The sequence below is a fragment of the Mesorhizobium sp. P2_B11 genome, from assembly GCF_056404855.1.
In genome coordinates, this window is the sequence record NZ_JBFUDF010000012.1 from 1 (window position 1) to 15,188 (window position 15,188).

Below are 15,188 nucleotides of genomic sequence, written 5' to 3' on the forward strand. Positions count from 1 at the left end.
GCGCCACCTTGTATCTACACGAGAGAGATTTCGTGGGATTGAAGCGATTGAGCCAAGGTCCGGGCGGCCGCCCGGACCTTGGCTTGGCGAAGTCGCCCGTACCACCTGAGGTTACAGCCGCGGGAGAGCTTGGGATCTTCGCCGTCGTCACGCACGACCGAACAGTCGCTTGGTTCCAACCGTACGCACAAGGCAGGTTACCGTGAACAGGATCATTTGTGGAGTTGATGTTTCCAAGGATTGGCTGGACGCACATGTCTGGCCGGGCGGGGCAGCAGAGCGCTTCGCCAACGATGCGACGGGGATCGCAGCTCTTTGGCTGTTCTGCCGCAGTCATGGCGCAGCTCTTGCGGTGATGGAGGCGTCGGGCGGCTATGAACGGCTGGGCTTCATGCTTTTGTGGTCGCACGGCATGCCGTGCGGCGTGGTCAATGCCAGAAGCGTGCGCCGCTTCGCCGAGGCGATGGGCTATCTGGAGAAGACCGACCAGATCGACGCTGCTGTCATCGCCCACTACAGCGCAGTCAAGAAGACGGTCCCGACGCCACCGCCCAGCACTACCCAGCTGCGCCTGGCTGCGCTGGTTGGACGGCTTTGCCAGGTTGTCGGCGATGCCACCATCAACAAGCAGCGCAGAAGTGCCGCACGCGATGCCGAGGCATGCGCCAGCATCGAGGCCATGCTGGCCTTCCTCAAGCGCGAGCAGCGGCGCCTGGAAGGTGAGATTGCCTCCATGATCGACGATGATCCGCTGTGGGCCAGGCTGGAGCAAGCCTTTCGCTCGCTCAAGGGCGTGGCCGGCCGCACCGTCGCACGCTTGATGGCCGAACTGCCCGAGATAGGCCTCATCTCCAACAAGGCCATCGCCAAGCTGGCTGGCCTTGCTCCCATCGCCAATGACAGCGGCAGGCGCGCCGGCAACAGGCATGTGCGCGGCGGACGCGCCGGGCCGCGTGGCATCCTCTTCATCGTCGCTGCCATCGTGGCCAAATTCGATCCCCATCTCAAAGCTTTCGCTCAACGGTTGCAACAGGCGGGAAAGCCCAAAATGCTCATCCGCATCGCACTCGCCCGAAAACTTCTCGTCATTCTCAATGCAAAAGCACGCGACGCGAGAAGCCAGTTCGCAAATGCAACTTGACACCCCAGATAGTCGCTCTCCCCCCTCCGGAGGGAGAGGAAGGGAGCCAAGGTTGGCGACCTCGCGCCCTTCCTCTCCCCCGTCGATCGGGGGGTCCGAAGGACGGGCGAGACCCGTGGCTCGCCCCGGCAAGGTGTCGAGCGAAGCTCGACGGAGTGGGGGTCGACCCTGGCGCTGCAAGACAGTGTCTTGACCCGGCAGCCCTTGTCGTACACACGACTTCTGACGATTTCGGAGAAAGAAAATGGCCGCTGCGGACGACATCGCTCTGATCCAGAAACAGGAAGAGACGCTGGTCTTCCCGGCCTTCGACGAGGCTGTCGCCTTCAAGGTCGGCGCGGCGATCCGTGAGCGGGCGCTGGCGGAAAAGCTGCCCATCATCGTCGACATCAGGCTGTGGGATCGGCCGCTGTTCTATGCCGCAATGCCGGGCTCCAACGCCTCCAACCCCGACTGGGCGCGGCGCAAGATCAATGTGGTGAAGCGTTATCTCAAAAGCACCTATCGCCTGGTGCTGGAGCAGCAGCGCCCGGACCGCACTTTCAAGATCGGCGAAGGGCTGGACATTGTCGACTATGTGCTGGCCGGCGGTGGCTTTCCGATAAACGTCAAGGGCGCCGGCGTCATCGGCGCGATCACGGTCTCCGGCCTGCCGGAGCGCGAAGACCACGGCGTCGTCGTCGAGGCGATCTGCGCACATCTGGGCCTCGACGCACGTAAACTGGCTCTGCCGCCGGAAACAAAATGACCGACCCCAAGGCTTTCCTCATTTCGATCTTCAATGCCGCCGTTGCCGCCGCCGATCCGGAGCGGACGATCCGGGATCATCTGCCGGCCAAGCCGAAAGGCCGCACCATTGTCATCGGCGCCGGTAAAGGCTCGGCGCAGATGGCCGCCGCCTTCGAGAAGGTCTGGGACCGGCCGATCGAAGGGCTGGTCGTCACCCGCTACGGCTATGGCGCCAAATGCGAGCGCATCGAGATCATCGAGGCGGCACATCCGGTGCCGGATGCCGCCGGCCTCGAAGCCTCGCGACGCCTGCTGGGGAAGGTGCAGGGGCTGACGGCTGACGATCTGGTCGTGGCGCTGATATCGGGTGGCGGCTCGGCGCTGCTGCCATCTCCCGCCGCCGGCCTGACGCTGGCCGACGAGATCGCCGTCAACGAAGCGCTGCTTGCCTCAGGCGCGCCGATCGCCGCCATGAACACCATCCGCAAGCATGTCTCGACCATCAAGGGCGGCAGGCTGGCGGCGGCTGCGTATCCGGCCAAGGTCGTGTCGCTGGTCGTGTCGGACATTCCCGGCGACAACCCGGCGCTGGTCGCTTCCGGCCCGACCGTGCCCGACACCGGCAGCCGTGCCGATGCGCTGGCCTCGATTGCGGCCTATGGCATGAAATTGCCGGACGCCGTCATGGCGCACATCAATTCGCCGGCCGCCGATGCGCCTAGTCCCGACGATGCGCGCTTTGCCGGCAATGAAGTGCATCTGATCGCGTCGGCCGGCGTATCGCTGGAAGCCGCCGCCGCGGAGGCAAAACGCCAAGGGATCGAAGCCGTCATCCTCTCCGATTCCATCGAAGGCGAGGCGCGTGAAGTCGGCGGCGTGCATGCTGCGATCGCGCGCGAAGTGGCGACGCGCAACCGGCCATTTTCGAAGCCGGTGCTGATCCTGTCGGGCGGTGAAACCACGGTCACCTTGCGGGCCCCTATTGATGGAAGAAGGGGCAAGGGCGGCCGCAACTCCGAATTCCTGCTCGCCTTCGCCATCGGCATCAGCGGCGCGGACAACATCCATGCGCTGGCTGCCGACACAGACGGCATTGACGGTTCGGAAGACAATGCCGGCGCCTTCGCCGACGGCTCGACCGTCTCGCGCCTGCGCGCCGCCGGCGTCGACGCCAAGGCGATGCTGGCCGGCAACAATGCCTGGACGGCGTTCAATGCAGTGGGCGAGCTGTTTGTACCGGGGCCGACCGGCACGAATGTGAATGATCTGAGGGCGATATTGATTCGCTAGGCGCGCTCTTGCTGCTGAGGTTTGCGCTGCCCCTCATCCGCCTGCCGGCACCTTCTCCCCGTATAGTGACGGGGAGAAGAAGGCTGGCCGCACGCCGGCGCCTATCCTGCAACGCTGGCGGTTTGCGAAACCATCAGCGACAGCCTTTTTCTCCCCGTCACTATACGGGGAGAAATGTCCGGCAGGACAATGAGGGGCGGCGCTGACCGATGGCCTGATCACGCCACCATCAACCGCTTCACCTCTCGCATATCCCTCAGGAACCGCTCGCGCTCCGCTTCCTTCTGCGCAGGCTCCTGAATGCGCAGGATGAAGGACGGGTGGATGGTGATGAACACGCGCAGCCCATCCTCGCGCTCGATCACCTGGCCGCGCATCTTTGTCACGGGGATCGCCTTGCCCAGCAAAGACAAGGCCGCCGTTGCACCAAGCGCCACGGCTAAGTCCGGCTTGATCAGCTCCAGTTCCCGGCCGATCCACCAGCGGCAGGCCTGAACCTCCCCGGCATTCGGCTTGGAATGGATGCGGCGCTTGCCGCGCGGTTCGAACTTGAAGTGTTTGACCGCATTGGTGACGTAGACTTTCTGGCGATCAACGCCCGCGTCGTCGAGGATCGCGTCGAACACCTTTCCCGCCGGGCCGACAAAAGGTTTGCCGGCAAGATCCTCCTGATCGCCAGGCTGTTCGCCGACGAAGACCACCCTGGCAGTATCGGGTCCTTCACCAAACACGGTCTGCGTCGCATCGCGCCAGAGCGGGCAGCGGCGGCAGCCTTTCGCGGCGTCGCGTAGTTCGGAAATCGTGCTGGCGTCGCCATCCTCTGGCGCGTCGGCCGGCTCAACCTTCGGCCAATGCCGCGCCTGCACCTTGGCGTGGTGCGGCGCCGGTGTCGTCGGCATTCTGGCAATCATGTCCCTGGCGGCCTCGTCCGCGCCTGCGATCAGATCTGGAATGAGCGAGGCCTCGGGAAGGTTCCGCCAATATTTCTTCGGCATCTCCTTTTGCATCGCCTTCACCTTCAGCCGCGCCGGGTTGAAGATGTTTTCGAAATAGGTGAGCCACAGCGCCTCGGTATCGTCTTCAGTGGGCGCATCGCCTTTTGCCGCACCTGGGCCGATCGCCAGCCTTTCACCATCCCAGTCGGCCAAGGCGTAGGGCGTCAGGATCGTCCAGCGCATGCCCGTAAAACGCCGGACGAAGAAATCCGCATTGCGCTCGACAATGAAATGCTCCGGCTCGAACCAGGCGACATAGCGCTCGTCACTGCCCTCGCCGATTTTCCGGAAGCGGACGAAGGCATGCATCTTGTGGCTGTCGCGCCGCACCGCCTTTTCCATGGCTTCGAGCCGTCTGGTGTCGGGATCCGTTGCGATCGCCAGCAGCTTCGGCTCGGTGCGCAGGCGCCACAGCATCCGGTAGAGAAAGCCGAACCGGCCGGGATCGGAGTGGCAAAAGGCGGTTTCGGCATGCGCAATAAACTCGCGCGGCACGACGAGTTGCGCGCCATCTGGCACGGAAGGCAAATCGACTTGTTCGGCACCCGCTTCCACGCCCCAAGCGATATCGTCGGGCCGCACCTCGTTCAGCGCCAATCGCCGTGCCGCGTCGCGCCAACCGGCGAAATCGGTCTGGCTGGCTAGCCGCACGCTGTATCTGGCAAGGTTGAACTGAACCGACTGCATGATCAAAACAGCGACAGTTGTTCGCAGGAGCGCACGATCGTGTCGCGCAGGCCGGTCTTGTCGGTGAGCCTGCCCGGTGACCAGCCTTCGGCTATGATGAACGGCCGCAGCTTGGCGATCGACTGGCAGATGCGTCCGAGATCTTCGAGCCGCAGCCGCCGGTGGCGGCGCGTCTCCAGGATTTTTGCTATCACCTTGGTGCCGAGGCCGGGCACACGCAGCAGCGCCTCGCGGTCGGCGCGGTTGATGTCGACCGGAAACCGCCCCCGGTTGCGCAAAGCCCAGGCAAGCTTCGGGTCGATGGCGAGATCGAGCATGCCGTCACCGCTGCCGGCGAGGATTTCCGGCTGCGAAAAGCCATAGAAGCGCATCAGCCAGTCGGCCTGGTACAGCCGGTGTTCGCGCATCAGCGGCGGCTTCTGCGAGGGGAGCGATGACGATGAATCCGGGATTGGGCTAAACGCCGAATAGTAGACCCGCCGCAGATGATAGCTGCCGTAGAGCCGGGCGCTGGTGTGCAGTATGCCGTCGTCGGATGTCTTGTCGGCGCCGACGATCATCTGCGTCGATTGCCCGCCCGGCGCAAAACGTTCGCGCTTCTTGGTCCGCAGCGTCGGCTCGGCCTTTTCCTCCATCTTGCTGCGCAGCCTGGCCATGGACAGGCGGATCGTCTCCGGCTTCTTCTCCGGCGCCAGTTTTTTGACGCCCTCATCTGTGGGAAGCTCGACATTGATCGACAGACGGTCGGCATAGAGCCCGGCCTGCTCGACCAGTTCGGCCGAGCTCTCCGGAATGGTCTTCAGATGGATATAGCCGGAAAACTTCTCCTCCAGCCGCAGCCGCCGCGCCACTTCCACCATCTCGGCCATGGTCTCGTCGGGCGAGCGGATGACGCCGGAGGACAGGAACAGGCCCTCGATGTAGTTGCGCCGGTAGAAATCCATGGTCAGCTTCACCACCTCGTCGATGCTGAAGCGGGCGCGCCGCACGTTGGACGACGAGCGGTTGATGCAATAGCTGCAATCATAGATGCAGAAATTGGTGAGCAGGATTTTCAGCAGCGAGATGCAGCGGCCGTCCGGCGCGTAGGAATGGCAGATGCCCATGCCTTCGGTGGAGCCGATGCCGCCGGATTTCAGCGAATCCTTCTTTGCCGAGCCGGACGAAGCGCAGGAGGCATCGTATTTTGCGGCGTCGGACAGGATGGCCAGCTTTTCGCGGACGGTGAGTGCGCTCATCCGTTCATGATATGTTCTACGTGGCTCGGACGCTACCTCATTTGATGCAGGCGGCGAAAAAGTGATCGCCGCCTGATCGCCAGGCCGTCAGACCTCGTGCAGATAGAGGTGGTAATCCAGCTCGCTCACCGTGCGGGCGACGCGCAGATACTCCGACTGCTTGATCGCCACGAAGGTGCGGTGCAGATCCTCGCCCAGCGCCTCTTTCAGGAAGCTCGACGCCCGCGCCGCCTCGATGGCGGCGCGCCAGTCGACCGGCATGGTCGTGCGCGTCACGGCTGCTTCATAGCCATTGCCGGTCGTCTCCGGACCGGGGTCGAGGCCTTCGTCCAGACCTTTGACGATGCCGGCCAGCACCGTTGCCGCGATCAGATAGGGATTGGCATCGACGCCCGAGGGACGGTGCTCGATGCGCCGGTTCTTGGCGTCGCCCGCCGGCACCCGCAGCGCCACCGAACGGTTGTTGACGCCCCAGGTCGGCGCTACCGGCGCATAGGATTGCGAGACGAAGCGCCGCCAGGAATTGGCGTGCGGCGCAAACACCAGCATCGATTCGGCCATGGTCTGGATCAGCCCGCCAAGTCCTTGCAGCAGCGGCAGCGACCAGCTCTCGCCGCCGGCTTCGGCAAAGACGTTGCGGCCGGCCTTGTCCTGGAGCGACACGTGGAAATGCATGCCCGAGCCGGCATATTTCTCGATCGGCTTGGCCATGAAGCAGGCGGTGACGCCATGACGGCGCGCCTGCGCACGCACCAGCCGCTTCAGCATGACGAGGTCGTCGGCCGCCCGCATCACGTCCTTGCGGTAGTTCAAAGTCAGCTCGTACTGGCCGGGCGCATATTCGGATATGACCGTCTCGGCCGGTATGCCTTGCGCCTTGGCCGCGGCATAGATGTCGGAAAACAGCGGCTCCATGCCGTGCAGGTGGTCGACCGAATAGACCTCGGTCTTGGCCGAGCGGCGACCGTCGAGAACGGCGTCCGCCGGCTTCACCTTGCCGTCGGCGTCGCGCTCATTGGCGAGCAGGAAGAATTCGAGTTCGAAGGCGCCCGCGGGATAGAGGCCCTTGGCGGCCAATATGTCGACCTGCCGGGCAAGCGCCAGCCGCGGGTCCGACGACATTGGCTGTCCGTCCAGATGGTACATCGTCATCAGCAGCTGGCCGCGCGGCGGGCTGGTGCCGTAGAGCGGCACCAGTGTGCCGGGGATCGGCCAGGCCCTGAGGTCGCCGTCGCCGGTCGTCCAGATCAGCCCGGTCTCGTGCACATCCTCGCCGGTGATGTCGAGGCCGAGGATCGAGATCGGCATGTGGCGGCCGCCCTCATAGATGCTTTTCAGCTCATGCCGGCGCACGATCTTGCCGCGGCCGACGCCATTGGCGTCGGTCAGCACGATATCGAAGGCTTCGATTTCGGGATGGGCGTCGAGAAAGGCTTGCGCCTCGGCGGGCGTCGAGCCCGAAGGTGAAGTCATGATTGCCGTACTCAAGGTTTGCTTAGCCGCTTGTCTCATGCCGTCAGCCTTGCCGCAACCGTGGCGAAGGCGGTGATCAGCCGGTTGACCTGGGCGCCGGTGGTGGCGGGCGAGATCAGCATCATGTTGTGGAAGGGCGCGATCAGCACGCCCTGGTTGACCAGTGCGACGTGGACCGCCGCTTCAAGCTCCGGCGCATGCGCTGCTTCCGCCTCGGCGCCGTTTTTGAGCGGGTCGGGCGCGCAGATGAACTCGACACGGGCGCCGACGCGGGCGACATGCCAAGGCAGATTGTAGCGATCGATGACCCCGGTGAGGCCGGCGTCGAGTCGCAAGGCCAGGCGGTCCATCCGGTCATAATTCTCACTGGTCATCACTTCTTCCAGCGTCGCGCGCATGGCCGCGAACTGCAGCGGATTGGCCGACAGCGTCGTGCCCATGCCGGAATAGCCCGGTTGCTTGCTTCTTTTGTAGTCGGCGTAGCGGCTGGCGACCTCGTCGCTCATCCCCCACACGCTCGCCGGCACCCCGCCGGCAATCGGCTTGCCGAGCACGAACAGGTCGGGCTGCAGACCGAACTTTTTGGTGTAACCGCCGGGCCCGGTCGAGATGGTGTGGGTCTCGTCGATCAGAAGCAGCGTGCCGGCTGCACGCGTCAGCCTGCGCAGCGCATCGTGAAAACCGCGATCGGGCAGTACCATGCAGGAGTTGGTCAGCACCGGCTCGGTGATGACACAGGCGACGTCTTTGTCTTTCAACGCCGCCTCCAGCGCCGGAATATCATTGAATTCGATGATCTTAGCCGTCCTGGTCAGGTCGCGGAATTCGCCCGCCAGCCCCGGCCGGTTGACGGCCTTGCCGTCGACCAGCCGCACCATCGTTTCGTCGACCGAGCCGTGATAGCAGCCGTTGAACACCAGGATCTTTTCGCGCCCCGTGACGGCACGGGCAATGCGCAGCGCGAAGCGGTTGGCGTCGGTGGCGGTGATGGCGATCTGCCAGAACGGCAGTCCGAAACGGTTCTGCAGCAGCGGCCCGATGGCCAGCGCATCCTCCGAAGGCAGCATGTAGGTCAGACCGCGCCCGGCCTGGCGGCGGATGGCGCGCGCCACCGGCGGCGGCGAATGGCCGAACATCGAGCCGGTGTCGCCGAGGCAGAAATCGTCGAGCTTGTTGCCGTCTATGTCAGTTATGGTGGCGCCCCTGGCGCTGTCGACCAGGATCGGAAACGGCGTCGGCCAGTCGTTCATCCAGTGCATCGGCACGCCGCCGAAGAAGCCGGGCAGACCGTTGCCCACCTTGGCCGCCGATTTCGGCCGCGCCTTGCGGAAGATTTCTGCCTCGCTTGTCCGCAATGCAGCGACGCGGTCACGGCTGATGCCGCCGATCGACAGGCCTGAATGGTCGGTTGAATGCATGAAAATCCCTCTCGGCCGGCACTCTAGCCAATCGCCATCTCAAACCGCAATTGGCCGCCAGGCTGCCCTGCATTGGTTCAGCGATGCCAGCTTGGCGCTTGACCTGGCGGCAAAGGCCAGCGCCAATGCGACTGGCTTGTCGTTTGGGGGGAGATAATGCGAGCGATCATCTGTACGGCGATGTTGCTATTGTCGGCCGGCGCGGCCTTCGCGTCGGGTGGCATCTGGTGTTCCGCCGAGGACAAGGCGGTAAAATTCGAGGTCGAAGCCGGTGTCACCCGGGGCATGGGCGGGCCGACCTTCAACTTTCGTGGAGATCTCGAAATTCTCAGCCGGCCGGAAGGCGACAGCCTGCGCAAGACCGTCTTCGAGGATTCCGCCCTGACCCAGTACTGGCTCGACGGCAAGGAATTGCGGCTGAACATCTATGGCGAGCACGAGGTCGCGCAAAAATTCAACACGGTAGAACTGACGATCATGACCAAGACCACGGACGAAGGCGTCTATGACGGGAACTATACGCTCTCCATCTATGATGCCGCGGCGGACAAGGAACAGGACGGCAAGCCGGTTGAAGTCACCGGCAAAGTGTCCTGCGGAGCCGAATAAGCTTAGGCTGAGATGTCGATGACGCCGCAATCGCCGGCCGCGCTGCCGAAGGCGATGCGGCGTTCTTCCTTGTCCCACATCATCGCGGTGATGGCGCCCTTGCCTTGCCGGCGCAGCAGCACTTCCCTGGCATCGGCAAAACGCACAGCCATGACCATGCCGTCATCATAGCCGATCGCCGCCACGTCCTGGCTCGGGTGGCAGGCGACTGTTGTCACCATGGCGTTGCCGCGCGTGCCGAGCTCCAGCGGAGCCTTGCCCATCGGGCCGTCCTTACCAGAAAACGGCCAGACGATCGCCGCCGGCGCGCCGGAACTCGCCAGCCACTTGCCCTTCACGCTCCATGACAGGCTTTTGACCTTGCCGGGATAGCCGGTCATGCGCATGTGTTTGCCGTCGGCGAGCTTCCAGCCGTGCAGCGCGTTTTCCTGCATGGTGGTGACCAGAAAGGCGCCATCGGGCGAAAAGGTAATGCCGGTGTGGGCGCCGGCCCACTCCAGCTCCACCGGCTTACCCTCGGCGGCCGGGAAATGCAGCGTCGCGCCATTGTAGCGGGCGACGCCGAAGCGCATGCCCTTGGGCGAGAAGGCCAGCCCCTCGACCGAACGCGGATGGGTGAATTCTTTGGTCTTGCCGTCGGCAAAGCGCACGAAGGCGGCCTTGCCCGTGGCATAGGCGATGGCGCCCTGCGGCCCGGCGGCGACGCCGGTGATCCACTTTTTGCCGGCGCTCGCCAGTTCCCCGACAGTGCCGCCGGCGGTAACGGCAAACACCTTGCCGTCCTCGCCGCCGGTGATCAGCCGGTCATTGGCCGCATCGTGAAAGGTGGAGAGCAGCCCGTCATTAGCCTGAATTGTCTTGTGGCCATTGTCGAGCCGATGGACGGCGCCGTCAGCCAGCGCAAAATGCGGCACGTTGTCGAGGAAGACGGCGGCGACGCAATGGCCATCGAGGTCAAGGGGGGCAACTGTGGGCATCAGAACCGTTCCAGTGAAGTTTGTTGCCATCCCGGGAAGTCGCCAGCGCGGCTAGGTGTGGCGCCAACCTTCTCCCCTTGTGGGAGAAGGTGGATCGGCGCGCAGCGCCGAGACGGATGAGGGGTGTTGGACGGATCGCCGTCGATGCCAAGCTGGAACACCCCTCATCCGACCGAGCTTCGCTCGGCCACCTTCTCCCACAAGGGGAGAAGGACAGAAGCGGCAGCGCTAGCGTTGTAGGGCTCGGAAATCAAGCCGCCTGGCAGGCGTCAAAGCTCTTCTTCAGTCGCTCGGCGTCCAATTCGCGGCCGATGAACACCAGCCGGCTCTCATGTTTCTCGCCGTCTTTCCAGGGGCGCTGGTGGTCGCCTTCGATGATCATGTGCACGCCCTGGATAACATAGCGCTCGTCGTCGCCCTTGAGCGCGATGATGCCTTTCAGCCGCAGGATGTTGGGCCCTTCCATCTGGGTGATCTTCTCGATCCAGGGGAAGAATTTCTTCGGGTCCATCTCGCCGCCGCGCAGCGACACCGACTGCACCGTCACGTCATGAATGTCGGAAGGGTGCGCATGATCGTGGTGATGATGGTCGTGCCCGTCATGATCGTGATGTTGGTGATCATGATCATGGTGGTCGTGATCGTGGTCATGGTCGTGCGCTTCGAGGAAATGCGGATCGTTCTCCAGCGCACGCGACAGGTCGAAGGCGCCGCGGTCGAGCACTTCGGACAGCGCCACACCGGCGCGCGTGGTGCGGTGGATCCTGGCCGCCGGGTTGATGGCGCGGATAGTCGCTTCGACCTTGGCCAGTTCTTCAGGTGTCACCAGATCGGTCTTGTTCAGCACCACAACGTCGGCGAAGGCGATCTGGTCCTCGGCTTCCCTTGAATCCTTGAGCCTGAGCGGCAGATGCTTGGCGTCGACGAGCGCCACGACAGCGTCGAGCTTGGTCTTGGAGCGCACGTCATCGTCCATGAAGAAGGTCTGCGCCACCGGAACCGGGTCGGCCAGACCCGTGGTTTCGACGACGATGGCATCGAAGCGGCCTGGGCGGCGCATCAGGCCTTCGACGACGCGGATCAGGTCGCCGCGCACCGTGCAGCAGACGCAGCCATTGTTCATTTCGTAGATTTCCTCGTCGGATTCCACGATCAGCTCGTTGTCGATGCCGATCTCGCCGAATTCATTGACGATGACGGCATAACGCTTGCCGTGGTTTTCCGACAGGATGCGGTTGAGCAGCGTCGTCTTGCCGGCACCGAGATAGCCGGTGAGAACGGTCACGGGGATCTGCGTGGTCTGTGCATCGCTCATGTCTTGCCTCGAATGGCTGGGCCGCTAAATTCCGGGCCGCAAAAAGGGATTGTTGGCCTGATATAGGATGTGTTCCGGGTTTTTGCACGGGGCAAACCGCCTGGGCGTTTGACCCAGGGGGTGAGGGTGCGGGAGGGTGGACCGAAGCATCCCCCAACAGGCCGTGTGCGAGGGATGCCGTCCGTCCAGCGCGTCGCCTGAAACGCCTCTTCGTTGACCTCTGCAAGGCCGTGCCGTCTCAAACCCACTGCAATCGCCTTGGCGGAAACTCGTTTGTCATCTAACTGAAATAAACATCTGGCATCACCACGGTGGGCACCACAAATGCTTGCCGGCAAAGCTGTTTCGAAAGCCGGAATCTTTTTGATCGTCGATTGCCAACCGGCCGGCTGCGTCTATGCTGCACGCACCGGTACGGCCGAAGAGGGATCACCATGGCCAAGGCGGACAAGACTGCAACGATGAGCCGGCTGCATTCGGCGGCAAGGCTGGCAAGGACCGCGCTGGCGGCGCGGCTTCTGGCGCATGGCTTCTATGCCGGCCAGGACCAGATCATGCTGACGCTCGACCGCGAGGACGGCCAGACGCCGGGCAACCTCGCCGGCCGCCTCGGCGTGCGCCCGCCGACCATCACCAAGACCATCAACCGGCTGCAGGCGCAGGGTTTTCTGGAAAAGCGCGCCTCTTCGGCGGATGCCCGCCAGGCGCATATCTTCCTCACCGACACCGGCCGCGAAATCATCCACGCCATCGAGAAATCGGTGAAGAAGACCGAGAAGCAGGCGTTGAAGGGCCTCGACAAGAAAGAACAGAAGACGCTGTTCAAGCTGCTCGCCCGCATCGAAGCCAATCTGTCGAACGAGGAGCTGGTGCTCGTCGACGACGATGGCGACATCGACGACTGATCGGCACGTTTTGAGCTAGGCCGCCACCGAAGGCCCGCGCACCAGCGCCGACCAGCGGCCGGGCGTCAGCCCGAATGCTTTCTTGAAATGTCTGTTGAAATGGCTCTGGTCGCTGAAGCCGGCGCCAACAGCGATTTCGGCCAGCGGCTCCCCAGCCTCGATCAATCGCCTTGCCTTTTGCAGCCGGCGCATCAGCAGGAAACGATGCGGGCTGGTGGCATAGGTCGCGCGGAAATGCCGTGACAGCGCATAGCGGTCGAGCCCGGTGATCGCCTCCAGTTCATCGGAACGGACGGCCCGCTCGGCATTCTCCTCGAGATAGTCTCGCGCCAGCGCCGCCGCGCGCCAGGCCGTCTTTCCCATCGGCTTTGCCGACTGTCCGGCATGACGCCTGAGATGCTGCGCCAGCTCGGCCACGAAATCCGCGACGAACAGCTCGTCCAGTCCTTCGTCGAGCGGCGCCAGGGCCGACAGCAACGTGCCGCGCAAGGCAGCATCGCTCACCACCGCATCTCTGACGAAAGGCAGCGGCGCGCCGTCGAGGCAATCAAGCAGCAGCGACGGCTCCAGATAGAGGATCCGGTAGCGCAAGCCGTCCTCGGTGCCGGCGCCGCCATCGTGCACTTCGTCGGGATGCAGCACGATCACCTGGCCGGGCAGGCTGCGGTTGACAGTGCCGCGATAGTGGAAGCGCTGGACGCCGGAAAGCGTCACGCCGACGGCTAGCGTATCGTGGCGGTGCAGGTCGAAGGCGTTGCCATGGAAATGCGCCTCGATGCGCTCGATGCCGGTGCTGCCGGGCGCCGAGACGATCCGGTCCTCATCCGCGCACGAACGTTCAAGACCTTGTGCCGCCTCACCGTTTAGATCCTGCACCATCGTCTATCCTGCCCCTTGCGGGCCAACTCCCGGAGTCCTCATTTTGGTGTTCGATACAAAATTTGCAATCGTGCTGAGGGACGATCTCGCCGTCTGGCAGAACCTCAACGTCACCGCGTTCCTGACCAGCGGCATCGTCGCGCAATTCCCCGACATCATCGGCGAACCCTATCGCGACCGCGCCGGCAATGTCTTCAATCCGCTGTCGATCCAGCCGGTCATCGTGCTGTCGGCGGATGGGCCGACGCTCAATGCGATCCATCGCCGGGCACTGAAGCGCGGTGTGATGACGTCAGCCTATGTCGAGGAGATGTTTGCCACCGGCTTCGATACGGCCAACCGCGCTGTCTTTGCCGAGTTCGCGCCGGAGGACGCCAAGGTGGTGGGCATCGCGCTGCGCGCCGACAAGAAGTTGGTCGACAAGATCACCAAGGGTGCCCGTATGCATGCCTAATTCGCAGGCAGTTGCGGTGCACTGCGCTGAGCCTGTGCCCCCGCGCCTGTTGTGCCAGTCGCTTTTGGCTTGCCGGGCGCAGGCGATTGCCGCAAAGGTAGGCTTCTATCCTCCCTGCCCGGCCTGACAGTGAACGTTCCCGCAAAATCAGACGAAAGCGCAACGCCGCCGGCGGCGATGCTGTTCATGCTGTCCACCTATGTGTTTTTCACCTTCCTCGACACGTCGAGCAAGTATCTGGTGCTGGCCGGCGTCTCGGCGCTGATCGTCGCCTGGGCCCGCTTCACCGTCCATGTCCTGCTTGTCGGCGTCTTTCTGCGTGGCTGGCGGGAGCCGTCGCGCTTCCGCGCCAACAATCTGCCCGCCCACATCCTGCGCGGCGGGCTGCTGTTCGGCTCGACCATGTGCAACGTCATGGCGCTCAAGACCCTGCAGCTGGCCGAGACCACGTCGATCTACTTCTTCGGCCCGATGGTGATCACCGCGCTTGCCGGCCCGCTGCTTGGCGAATGGGCGGGCTGGCGGCGCTGGCTGGCGATCCTGACGGGTTTTGTCGGCGTGCTGGTCATCACAAGGCCGGGCGTCGGCGTGTTCGGCGTCGGCCATCTCTTCGCGCTCGGCTCGATGCTGTCGAACTCCTTTTACGTCATCATGACGCGACGCATGTCGGCCAGCGAAAGCTCGGAAAGCCTGATCCTGTTTTCGGCGTTGGCGCCGGCCGTACTGCTGTTGCCCATGCTGCCGTTCTCGCATGGGCTGCCGCAGGATGGCTGGCACTGGTTGATCCTGGTGATGCTCGGCGTGTTCGGCGCCGGCGGCCACTGGCTGCTGGTGCAGGCCTACCGGCTGGCGACCACCACGGCGCTGGCGCCGTACCCCTATTCGCAGATGGTCTGGATGATCCTGTCCGGCTGGATCATCTTCCACCAGTTCCCCGATCGCTGGACGCTGGTCGGTGCTGCCATCATCGTCGCCAGCGGCCTCTACATCATCCATCGCGAGCACCGTCTGCGCCTGCGCAATCGCACCACTGTCGACGTCGAGGCGGAGGCGCTGGCGAAAAAACTTTGATTTGCTC

The 15,188-nt window shown here is 63.8% G+C and carries 14 protein-coding genes; 7 read left to right on the top strand and 7 right to left on the bottom strand.

Annotated elements, in window-relative coordinates; translation table 11 throughout:
- Window positions 1-202 precede the first annotated feature (202 nt).
- From AC1DYJ_RS29270 to AC1DYJ_RS29280, 3 genes are all read left to right on the top strand, one after another.
- Window positions 203-1,141, top strand: a complete 939-nt coding sequence (locus AC1DYJ_RS29270) for an IS110 family RNA-guided transposase (RefSeq protein ID WP_477283143.1) — start codon at window positions 203-205, stop codon at window positions 1,139-1,141.
- 244 nt (window positions 1,142-1,385) lie between these two features.
- The gene (locus tag AC1DYJ_RS29275) at window positions 1,386-1,889 is read left to right on the top strand and encodes a heme-degrading domain-containing protein (protein ID WP_477283141.1); all 504 of its coding nucleotides are present in this window, start codon (window positions 1,386-1,388) and stop codon (window positions 1,887-1,889) included.
- Window positions 1,886-3,160 carry a glycerate kinase type-2 family protein gene (locus AC1DYJ_RS29280; RefSeq protein WP_477283139.1) on the top strand — a complete coding sequence of 425 codons (1,275 nt, stop codon included), beginning with the start codon at window positions 1,886-1,888 and terminating at the stop codon, window positions 3,158-3,160. Before AC1DYJ_RS29275 ends, AC1DYJ_RS29280 begins: the two co-directional genes overlap by 4 nt.
- A gap of 218 nt (window positions 3,161-3,378) precedes the next feature.
- Here AC1DYJ_RS29280 and AC1DYJ_RS29285 read toward each other — a convergent pair whose 3' ends face one another.
- From AC1DYJ_RS29285 to AC1DYJ_RS29300, 4 genes are all read right to left on the bottom strand, one after another.
- Window positions 3,379-4,842 carry a UdgX family uracil-DNA binding protein gene (locus tag AC1DYJ_RS29285; RefSeq protein WP_477283137.1) on the bottom strand — a complete coding sequence of 488 codons (1,464 nt, stop codon included), beginning with the start codon at window positions 4,840-4,842 and terminating at the stop codon, window positions 3,379-3,381.
- Between the two features lie 2 nt (window positions 4,843-4,844).
- Window positions 4,845-6,080 (bottom strand): putative DNA modification/repair radical SAM protein, encoded by a 1,236-nt coding sequence (locus AC1DYJ_RS29290; protein ID WP_477283135.1) that lies wholly within the window; start codon window positions 6,078-6,080, stop codon window positions 4,845-4,847.
- Between the two features lie 87 nt (window positions 6,081-6,167).
- Entirely contained in the window at window positions 6,168-7,553 is a 1,386-nt protein-coding gene (locus tag AC1DYJ_RS29295) for a glutamine synthetase family protein (RefSeq protein ID WP_477283133.1), read from the bottom strand.
- A gap of 35 nt (window positions 7,554-7,588) precedes the next feature.
- Window positions 7,589-8,971 carry an aspartate aminotransferase family protein gene (locus AC1DYJ_RS29300; RefSeq protein WP_477283131.1) on the bottom strand — a complete coding sequence of 461 codons (1,383 nt, stop codon included), beginning with the start codon at window positions 8,969-8,971 and terminating at the stop codon, window positions 7,589-7,591.
- Window positions 8,972-9,127: 156 nt separating this feature from the next.
- On the opposite strand from AC1DYJ_RS29300, the gene AC1DYJ_RS29305 reads away from it, so the two are divergent.
- A complete protein-coding gene (locus AC1DYJ_RS29305; protein WP_477283129.1) occupies window positions 9,128-9,580 on the top strand; it encodes a hypothetical protein in 453 nt (150 codons plus the stop codon).
- Window positions 9,581-9,582: 2 nt separating this feature from the next.
- Here the strand turns inward: AC1DYJ_RS29305 and AC1DYJ_RS29310 are convergent, their stop codons facing one another.
- Together AC1DYJ_RS29310 and AC1DYJ_RS29315 are read right to left on the bottom strand one after the other, a co-directional pair.
- The gene (locus AC1DYJ_RS29310) at window positions 9,583-10,557 is read right to left on the bottom strand and encodes a WD40 repeat domain-containing protein (RefSeq protein WP_477283127.1); all 975 of its coding nucleotides are present in this window, start codon (window positions 10,555-10,557) and stop codon (window positions 9,583-9,585) included.
- A gap of 250 nt (window positions 10,558-10,807) precedes the next feature.
- Entirely contained in the window at window positions 10,808-11,872 is a 1,065-nt protein-coding gene (locus AC1DYJ_RS29315; protein WP_477283125.1) for a CobW family GTP-binding protein, read from the bottom strand.
- A gap of 434 nt (window positions 11,873-12,306) precedes the next feature.
- Here AC1DYJ_RS29315 and AC1DYJ_RS29320 point away from each other — a divergent pair, with 434 nt between their 5' ends.
- Window positions 12,307-12,777 (top strand): MarR family winged helix-turn-helix transcriptional regulator, encoded by a 471-nt coding sequence (locus tag AC1DYJ_RS29320; RefSeq protein WP_023671361.1) that lies wholly within the window; start codon window positions 12,307-12,309, stop codon window positions 12,775-12,777.
- Window positions 12,778-12,792: 15 nt separating this feature from the next.
- On the opposite strand, the gene AC1DYJ_RS29325 is transcribed toward AC1DYJ_RS29320, so the two are convergent.
- Complete coding sequence (locus AC1DYJ_RS29325; protein WP_477283123.1) at window positions 12,793-13,656, bottom strand: AraC family transcriptional regulator; 864 nt, start codon at window positions 13,654-13,656, stop codon at window positions 12,793-12,795.
- Window positions 13,657-13,702: 46 nt separating this feature from the next.
- Here AC1DYJ_RS29325 and AC1DYJ_RS29330 point away from each other — a divergent pair, with 46 nt between their 5' ends.
- Entirely contained in the window at window positions 13,703-14,110 is a 408-nt protein-coding gene (locus AC1DYJ_RS29330) for a DUF2000 family protein (RefSeq protein WP_477283121.1), read from the top strand.
- Between the two features lie 186 nt (window positions 14,111-14,296).
- Window positions 14,297-15,181: a DMT family transporter gene (locus tag AC1DYJ_RS29335; protein ID WP_477283341.1), complete on the top strand. Its 885-nt coding sequence runs from the start codon at window positions 14,297-14,299 to the stop codon at window positions 15,179-15,181.
- Window positions 15,182-15,188: the final 7 nt, after the last annotated feature.

Bases quoted from the DNA above. Each gene is read 5' to 3' on its own strand.
- AC1DYJ_RS29275 (WP_477283141.1), top strand. From the start codon at position 1,386: ATGGCCGCTGCGGACGACATCGCTCTGATCCAGAAACAGGAAGAGACG.
- AC1DYJ_RS29280 (WP_477283139.1), top strand. From the start codon at position 1,886: ATGACCGACCCCAAGGCTTTCCTCATTTCGATCTTCAATGCCGCCGTT.
- AC1DYJ_RS29285 (WP_477283137.1), bottom strand. From the start codon at position 4,842: ATGCAGTCGGTTCAGTTCAACCTTGCCAGATACAGCGTGCGGCTAGCC.
- AC1DYJ_RS29290 (WP_477283135.1), bottom strand. From the start codon at position 6,080: ATGAGCGCACTCACCGTCCGCGAAAAGCTGGCCATCCTGTCCGACGCC.
- AC1DYJ_RS29295 (WP_477283133.1), bottom strand. From the start codon at position 7,553: ATGACTTCACCTTCGGGCTCGACGCCCGCCGAGGCGCAAGCCTTTCTC.
- AC1DYJ_RS29300 (WP_477283131.1), bottom strand. From the start codon at position 8,971: ATGCATTCAACCGACCATTCAGGCCTGTCGATCGGCGGCATCAGCCGT.
- AC1DYJ_RS29305 (WP_477283129.1), top strand. From the start codon at position 9,128: ATGCGAGCGATCATCTGTACGGCGATGTTGCTATTGTCGGCCGGCGCG.
- AC1DYJ_RS29310 (WP_477283127.1), bottom strand. From the start codon at position 10,557: ATGCCCACAGTTGCCCCCCTTGACCTCGATGGCCATTGCGTCGCCGCC.
- AC1DYJ_RS29315 (WP_477283125.1), bottom strand. From the start codon at position 11,872: ATGAGCGATGCACAGACCACGCAGATCCCCGTGACCGTTCTCACCGGC.
- AC1DYJ_RS29320 (WP_023671361.1), top strand. From the start codon at position 12,307: ATGGCCAAGGCGGACAAGACTGCAACGATGAGCCGGCTGCATTCGGCG.
- AC1DYJ_RS29325 (WP_477283123.1), bottom strand. From the start codon at position 13,656: ATGGTGCAGGATCTAAACGGTGAGGCGGCACAAGGTCTTGAACGTTCG.
- AC1DYJ_RS29335 (WP_477283341.1), top strand. From the start codon at position 14,297: ATGCTGTCCACCTATGTGTTTTTCACCTTCCTCGACACGTCGAGCAAG.